This window comes from Streptomyces sp. NPDC058964, from assembly GCF_042741275.1.
GTDB lineage: Bacteria > Actinomycetota > Actinomycetes > Streptomycetales > Streptomycetaceae > Streptomyces.
In genome coordinates this window covers 897-5,327 of the sequence record NZ_JBHYKH010000588.1, presented here as the reverse complement: position 1 = coordinate 5,327, position 4,431 = coordinate 897, and the positions used below count along the sequence as shown (strand labels likewise).

Below are 4,431 nucleotides of genomic sequence, written 5' to 3'. Positions count from 1 at the left end.
CGCGGTGACAAGTCAAGGCTTGTGGGCTGACTAATTAGTTAGTTAGTCTCGCTGCAGGCGGACGGGCCGACCCCGCAGGGACAGCGGCGAGTCGTCCCGGCCGCCCGCGGACCACTGGTGCGCACCACCCGGCTGACCGGATCCAGGCAGCCGCACGTCACGCGGTACACGGCCCCAGCCGGTACTCCGCCCGGCTCCCCGCCGCGCTCGGCGAGCGGTGGAGCATCCCCCGTCACGCCATCGCCGCGCCACCCCGCTCCCCGTACCGGGAGCGGGAGCGCCCCCGGAGGCACGCACATGAGCGCTCGCCGAAATCTGGCATGGCTCGGTCTCACACCGGAGCCCGAACAGGAGCTGCCCTCCACCGTGGCGGCGCTGCGGGCCTCGGCGGCCGGCGGTGCGCCGTCGGCCCTCGTGGCCGCCGAGCGGCGTCACGTCGAGCGGCTCGTGCTGCGCGGCACGCAACGCGGCTGGCTGCGGTACCTGGGCGAGGTCACCGATCTGGTGGTGGCGGCCGCCGAGGAGCCGGTGCCGGCCGATCCGGGCCCGGCGCTGCTGGCCGGCGAGGTCGTCCTCGACCACCACCGCATGCTGATCGGCCTGCCCGGCTCCGGCTACGCGCGGACGGCGGCCCAGCGGCAGGCCCTGGAACGGGCGGTGGCCCGCCTGAAATCCCGATACGGCGAGCACTGGAGCACCGTATGACCGGCGTATTCTCCCTCCTCCCCGGAGGACGGCACGGCCTGCTCACCCCGCCGCCCGGCAGCGGCGCGGGCTCTTCCTCGAACGAGGACTCCTCCCGGTACCTCGCCGTCGGCGGGTACGCCCCGGTACCCGCGCCCGCCAGGCTGCTCGAACGGATCGGCACCGTGGGGCTGCGCGGTCGAGGCGGTGCCGGTTTCCCGGCGGCCGTCAAGCTGCGCGCGGTCCGTGACGCTCCCGGCACACCGGTCGTCGTGGCCAACGGCGAGGAGGGCGAACCGGGCTCCGTCAAGGACCGCTGGCTGCTGCGGCACCGGCCTCACCTGGTCCTGGACGGCCTCCGCCTGGCGGCTGCCATGACCGGTGCCGAGCGCGGCTGGGTCTACCTGTCCGACGCCTCCGCCGAGCAGGCCGTCCAGCGGGCCCTCACCGAGCGCCCCCCCGACCTGCGCGTGGACGTCGTACGCACGCCGCACTCCTACGTCGCCGGGGAGGAGACCGCGGTCGTACGCCGGATCGACGGCGGCCCGGCCCTGCCCACGGCGAAACCCCCGCGCCCCTTCGAACGCGGCGTCGGCGGCGCGCCCACCCTGGTCGCCAACGTGGAGACACTGGCCCGAATCGCCGTGCTGCACTCCCGGCCCGAGGCGGCGGCAGCTGTCGCCGGCACCCACCTGGTGACCCTCTCCGGTACCGGTGGACAAGGGGCTCTCGTCGAGGCTCCCGCGGGCACCCGCCTCGAGATCCTCGCCGACTCCTGCGGGCACGGCAACGCCGGGGCGGTGCTGCTGGGCGGCCTGTTCGGCGGGCTGCACGGCGCGGGATGGAGGGATCTCGTCCTCGGCCAGGACCGGCTGGCGGCGGCCGGCGGCGCGCTCGGCTGCGGAGCGCTGTACTTCCTGCGGCCCGCGGACTGCCCGGTCTCCGTCGCCACCGAGGCCGCCGCCTACCTCACGGCGCAGAGCGCCCGGCAGTGCGGGGTGTGCGTCTCCGGCACCGGGGCGCTCGCCGGGGCGCTGTCGGCCCTGGCACAGGGCGGGGCCGCCCCTGACACGCCCGACAAGCTGCTGCGCTGGTCGCGGCAGCTGCCGGGGCGCGGGGCCTGCGGGCTCCTCGACGCCGCCGCGCGCATCGTCGCCGGCCTCCTCACGCACTTCCCCGACCGCGTCGACGACCACCGGGACTCGGGATGCCCGGGTTGCCACGACGCGACGACCGGCGGCGCCGCCGGGGACGGACGCCGATTCCTGGTGGCCGTGCCCTGACACGCCCACCGTGCCCTGACACGCCCTGCCCTCCGTCCCGCCCCTTCGCCCTCCTCCCCTCCCAGAAAGGGCCGCACCATGAAACTCCTGCTGGACTCGACCCGCTGCCAGGGTTACGGCCTGTGCCGCGAGCCCGTGCCCGAGCTGATCGACCTCGACGAATGGGGTTACGCACAGCTGCGCGAGACGTCCGTGCCGCCGGGCGGCGAGGACGCTGCCGCGGCCGCCGTCGCCGCCTGCCCCAACTCCGCCCTGCGGCTGGTGAAGTGACATGGGACGTGACCTTTCGGCCCTCTTCGACCCCGTGTCCGTCGCCGTGGTCGGTGCCAGCGACGACCCCGCCAAGTACGGCCACGCCATCGCCGCCCAGGCCGTCCGCGCCGACGGACGCCGTCCCGTCCACCTGGTCAACCGGCGCGGCGGTACGGTGCTCGGCCGCACCGCCGCCCCCACCCTGAGCGCGATCGGTGAACCGGTCGGCCTGGCGGTGATCTGCGTACCTGCCGCCGGTTTCGAATCGGCCGTCGACGAGGCACTCGAGTGCGGGGCACGGGCGATCGTCGCGATCACCGCAGGCTTCGCGGAGACGGGTGCCGCGGGACGGGCGCGCCAGCACGCCGTCGCCGAGCGGGTGCGCGCGGCGGGCGCCGTCATGATCGGCCCCAACTGCCTGGGCATGGCCGACAACACCACGGATCTCTTCCTGGCCTCGGACACCTTCGCTCCCGGAGGGGTGGCGCTCCTCAGCCAGAGCGGCAACCTCGCCCTCGAACTCCAGCTGCGCTTGAGCCCGCACGGGCTCGGCTTCTCCCGGTTCGTCTCGCTGGGCAACCAGGCCGACGTCACCCTCGTCGACCTGCTCGCCGACTGCGCCCGCCACGACGACACCCGGGCGATCGCCGTCTACGCCGAGGACTTCGCCGACGGACGTGCCTTCGCCGAGGCCGCCGCCGTGGCCGGGAAACCGGTGGTGCTGCTCACCGCCGGACGCGGCGACGCATCCGCGCGCAGCGCGCAGTCGCACACCGGCGCGCTGACCACGTCGGCCGACGTGGTGACGGCGGCGTGCCGGGACGCCGGTGTGGAACTGGTCGCCACTCCACGTGAACTCACCGTCGTCCTGGCCGCGTTGGACGGCTCGCGCCGTACGGCCGGCCGCCGCGTCGCCGTGCTCACCGACGGCGGGGGCCACGGCGTGATCGCCGCCGACGCCGTCGAGGCGGCCGGGCTGACGGTGCCCGAACTCGGTGCGCCGACCCGGGAGCGACTGCGCGAGGTGCTCTGGGAGCCGTCGGCCGTCGCCAACCCGGTGGACCTGGCGGGCATGGGCGAACAGGACCCCGGTTCATACGCCGCGGCCGTCGCCGGGCTGCTGGCTGCCGAGGAGGTCGACGCCGTGCTGATGACCGGCTACTTCGGCGGCTACTCGGCTTCCGAGGGCGGTCTCGGTGGCGGCGGTACGGTGCTGGCGAACGGGGAGCAGGAGGCGGCACGGCTCATCGCCGCCCGTCACCGCGCCACCGCCAAACCGCTGGTGGTGCAGTCGATGTATCCCGGCTCCCCCAGTTGCCGCACCCTCGCGGCGGCGGGCATCCCGGTCTTCGACGCCACCGAGGACGCCGCTCGCGCCCTCGCCGCCACGGCTGCCGACGGACTGCCGCCCGGCGTCGCTCCCCTCCCGCGGCCCGCCGCACCGCTGGACGAGACCGGGTACACACAGATCCGTGCGGCCCTCGAGGCGGCCGGACTGGCCTTCCCCGCCGCCCGGGAGATCCACGACGAGGCCGAACTGCTCGCGGCCGTGGCCGAGTTCCCGGGCCCGTACGTGCTCAAGGCCCTGCACCTGCTGCACAAGTCCGACGCGGGCGGTGTGGTGCTGGGTCTGGCCGGGGCCGACGACGTGGTCGCCGCCTTCCGTGAGATGCACGCCCGGCTGGGCGCGTCCGCGTACTCCGTGGAGGCCATGGCGGACCTGTCCGACGGCGTCGAGCTGATCGTCGGCGTCAACCGCGATCCGCGGTTCGGTCCGGTCGCCATGATCGGCCTGGGCGGAGTGCTGGCCGAGTCGCTGCGCGACGTCGCCTTCACCCTGGCGCCGGTGCCCGCCGACCGTGCCCTGGGCCTGCTGCGCGGACTGCGCACCGGCGTACTGCTCGACGGGGTGCGCGGCCGGCCTGCCGTGGATGCCGCCGCGGCCGCGGTGGCCGTCGAGACGATCACCTCGTTCGCCGCCGCCCACCCCGAGATCGCCGAGATCGAGGTGAATCCGCTGCTCGTCAGCCCCCGCGGTGCCCTCGCCCTGGACTCGCGCGCCGTACTCGCCTGAGACCCGCGCGTACTCGCCCGGGCGACGGCCACGACGCGCCCGGGCGTGCCCCCCCCCCCCCCCCCCCCCCCCCCCCCCCCCCCCCCCCCCCCCGAGCTCGGGCCCCACCCCCCCCCCACCCGCCGCGCACCGGGGCCC

Annotated in this window: 4 protein-coding genes; all 4 read left to right on the top strand. The window is 75.6% G+C overall.

The genetic code is table 11. The features are described from left to right. The first annotated feature begins 297 nt into the window (after window positions 1-297). The 4 genes from ACFW2E_RS40910 to ACFW2E_RS40895 all read left to right on the top strand — a co-directional run bounded on the left by ACFW2E_RS40910 (window position 298) and on the right by ACFW2E_RS40895 (window position 4,293). Window positions 298-705: a hypothetical protein gene (locus ACFW2E_RS40910; protein ID WP_384475421.1), complete on the top strand. Its 408-nt coding sequence runs from the start codon at window positions 298-300 to the stop codon at window positions 703-705. Further along, window positions 702-1,967 (top strand): NADH-ubiquinone oxidoreductase-F iron-sulfur binding region domain-containing protein, encoded by a 1,266-nt coding sequence (locus ACFW2E_RS40905; protein WP_384475419.1) that lies wholly within the window; start codon window positions 702-704, stop codon window positions 1,965-1,967. Before ACFW2E_RS40910 ends, ACFW2E_RS40905 begins: the two co-directional genes overlap by 4 nt. Window positions 1,968-2,045: 78 nt before the next feature. After that, complete coding sequence (locus ACFW2E_RS40900; protein WP_384475417.1) at window positions 2,046-2,237, top strand: ferredoxin; 192 nt, start codon at window positions 2,046-2,048, stop codon at window positions 2,235-2,237. A 1-nt stretch (window position 2,238) separates the two neighbouring features. Continuing rightward, on the top strand, window positions 2,239-4,293 hold the full coding sequence (locus ACFW2E_RS40895) for an acetate--CoA ligase family protein (protein ID WP_384475414.1): 2,055 nt from the start codon (window positions 2,239-2,241) through the stop codon (window positions 4,291-4,293). Window positions 4,294-4,431 lie beyond the last annotated feature (138 nt).

Excerpts from the sequence above, each read along its gene's own strand:
- ACFW2E_RS40910 (WP_384475421.1), top strand. The coding sequence starts at position 298 with ATGAGCGCTCGCCGAAATCTGGCATGGCTCGGTCTCACACCGGAGCCC.
- ACFW2E_RS40905 (WP_384475419.1), top strand. The coding sequence starts at position 702 with ATGACCGGCGTATTCTCCCTCCTCCCCGGAGGACGGCACGGCCTGCTC.
- ACFW2E_RS40900 (WP_384475417.1), top strand. The coding sequence starts at position 2,046 with ATGAAACTCCTGCTGGACTCGACCCGCTGCCAGGGTTACGGCCTGTGC.
- ACFW2E_RS40895 (WP_384475414.1), top strand. The coding sequence starts at position 2,239 with ATGGGACGTGACCTTTCGGCCCTCTTCGACCCCGTGTCCGTCGCCGTG.